This window comes from Rhizobacter sp. P2_H2 (assembly GCF_056403375.1).
Window position 1 is genome coordinate 1 of record NZ_JBFUFP010000799.1, and the last position, 2557, is coordinate 2557.

The window sequence follows — 2557 nt, forward strand, 5'->3', positions numbered from 1 at the left end:
GCCGTGCCGTGGCGGTGCAGCCAGTCGCGCCAGGCCGGACACCAGGAGCCCTCGGTCACCGGCGTGTCGGCGAGCCACGCGTCGGCAACGACGCGCGGCGCGCCGGCGGCCAGCGTGCGCATCCGGTAGCTCGCCCGCGCGTTGCCGGGCGGGTTGACGATGCCCACGTTGTGGCCGCCGGCCGTCAGCACGAAGGTCTGGTCCGCGTCGCACAGCGACTGCAGCCGGTAGACCGAGCGCCACGGCGCGACGTGGTCCTGCAGCGTCGCGACGCTGAAGACCGGCACCCGGATGTCCATCAGGTTCACCGTGCGGCCCTCGACCTGCCATTCGCCGTGCGCCAGCGCGTTGTGCAGGTACAGCCCGCGCAGGTACTCGGCATGCATGCGCTCGGGCAGACGCGTGCCGTCGGCGTTCCAGGCCATCAGGTCGGTCATCGGCGCACGCTCGCCGAGCAGCAGCGCATGCACGCGGTACGACCACACCAGGTCGTTGGAGCGCAGCATCTGGAAGGTGCGCTTCATCTGCGCCTTGTCGAGGTAGCCCTGCGCCTGCATGCGCTGCTCGAGCGCCGCGACCTGTTCCTCGTCGATGAACAGACCCAGTTCGCCCGGCTCGGTGAAGTCGGTCTGCGACGCCAGCAGCGTGAGGCTCGCCAGCGAACCGTCGCGCTGCGCGCCCAGCAGCGCCGCGACCGACGCGAGCAGCGTGCCGCCGAGGCAGTAGCCGCAGGCATGCACGCGCCGGCCCGAGGCGATCGTGCGCACCGCCTGCAGCGCGTCCAGCACGCCGAGGCGCGCGTAGTCGTCCATGCCGAGATCGTGGTCCGCGGCGCCGGGGTTGTGCCACGAGATCGCGAACACCGTGAAGCCCTGGTCGACCAGGTACTTCACCAGCGAGTTCGCCGGCGACAGGTCGAGCACGTAGTACTTCATGATCCAGGCCGGCACCAGCAGCACCGGCTCGGCATGCACGCGCTGCGTCGACGGCACGTACTGGATCAGCTCCATCAGGCGGTTGCGCAGCACCACGCGGCCCGGCGTGACGGCCACCGCCCGCCCCGGCTCGAAGGCTTCGGCCCCGACCGGCGGTGCGTCCAGCCATTCGCGCCACGCGTCCTCGGCGACCTGCGACAGGCCGCGCAGCAGGTTGGCGCCGCCTTCACGCAGCGTGCGCTGCTGGACCACCGGGTTGCCCAGCACGAAGTTCGACGGTGCGAGCATGTCCAGCCATTGCCGTGCCGCGAACGCCACCATCTGCTCGTGGTGGTGCGTCACGCCCGGCACGCCGGTGGTGGCCTGCTGCCACCAGTGCTGCTGCAGCAGGAAGAGCTGCGCGAGCGCATGCCAGGGCTGCGCCTGCCAGGCCGGGTCGGCGAAGCGCCGGTCCTGCGGCGCCGCGTCGATCACGTCCGCGCCGGCGAGCGCGGCCAGCGCGCCGGGCAGCACCTGCGTGGCCGCCGCCGACCACAGCGCGGCCTGCTTCGCCGGCGCGGCCGCCAGGTGCAGCCACCAGTCGCGCAGCGCGGCCGTCATGCGCCGATGCGCATCACGATGCGGCCCTCGATGTCGCCGATCTCGAGGGGCCGGCCGAACGCTTGGACGACGGCGGCTTTCATCTGGGCCATGGGTTTCTCCTGGAAGAAGGCCGCACGATAGGCAGCGTGCCCGGTTGTCTCCTTGACGTGGCTCAAGCCGCGGCGCCGGGTTGCCCCAAAGAATCGGGCCGATCACCAACCCGCGACGGAGACCGCATGGACCTGCCGACCCAGACCCACCTGAACGCCTTGCGCGGCCTGCTGCTGTTCCGGCTGCAGGGCCTGCAGGCCGATGTGCACGCGGCGCGGATGGCGCAGCAGGACGCCGGYCGGGCCGGCGGCCACGAGGTGATCGACCGCAAGGACGAGGCGACGCAGAGCCAGTCGGCGCAAATCGACGACGCGCAGGCGCAGCGCGACCTCGACGAGTTGCGCCTGACCGAGGCGGCGCTGCAGCGCCTGGAGCACGGCAGCTACGGCGACTGCGCCGACTGCGGCGAGCCGATCGCGCTGCAGCGGCTGCTGGCGCAGCCGGCGGCGCAGCGCTGCGCCGCCTGCCAGTCGGTGCACGAACGGACGCATCGCCCGTGAACGGTCGAGCGACCCCGGCCGCGTGCACGCGGTGCCGCCTCATCGGCCCCGAGCTGAGCTGACAATGGCCCGATGACTCTCGACGATCCGATCCTGTCCCACGCCCGCACGCTGACCGAACTGTTCGACGCGCGCGTCCATCGCAGCCCCGAGGGCATCGCCTACCGCCGCCACGACGCGGCCGCGAACCGGTGGGTCGCGCTCAGCTGGCGCGAGGCCGACGCGGCGGTGCGGCGCTGGACGCTCGCGCTGGCCGCGCTGCGGGCGCCGGCCGGCGCCCGCGTCGGCCTGCTGCTGCCGAACGGCGTCGAGGCCGTGTGGGCCGACCTCTCGACGATGGCCGCCGGCTGCGTGCCGGTGCCGATGCATGCGCTGGACAACCCCGCGAGCATCGCCTACATCCTCGGCGATTGCGAGGCGGCGGTGCTG

The 2557-nt window shown here is 72.7% G+C and carries 4 protein-coding genes; 2 read left to right on the plus strand and 2 right to left on the minus strand.

Annotated elements, in window-relative coordinates; translation table 11 throughout:
- Together AC1D15_RS26475 and AC1D15_RS26480 are read right to left on the minus strand one after the other, a co-directional pair.
- The coding region (locus AC1D15_RS26475) for a PHA/PHB synthase family protein (RefSeq protein ID WP_477828339.1) at positions 1-1535 on the minus strand (1535 nt) is incomplete at its 3' end.
- Positions 1532-1693 carry a hypothetical protein gene (locus AC1D15_RS26480; protein WP_477828340.1) on the minus strand — a complete coding sequence of 54 codons (162 nt, stop codon included), beginning with the start codon at positions 1691-1693 and terminating at the stop codon, positions 1532-1534. The genes AC1D15_RS26480 and AC1D15_RS26475, both read right to left, overlap by 4 nt.
- A gap of 60 nt (positions 1694-1753) precedes the next feature.
- On the opposite strand from AC1D15_RS26480, the gene AC1D15_RS26485 reads away from it, so the two are divergent.
- On the plus strand, positions 1754-2128 hold the full coding sequence (locus tag AC1D15_RS26485) for a TraR/DksA family transcriptional regulator (protein ID WP_477828341.1): 375 nt from the start codon (positions 1754-1756) through the stop codon (positions 2126-2128).
- Between the two features lie 72 nt (positions 2129-2200).
- A partial coding sequence (locus tag AC1D15_RS26490) for an AMP-binding protein (RefSeq protein ID WP_477828342.1) occupies positions 2201-2557 on the plus strand: 357 nt, incomplete at its 3' end.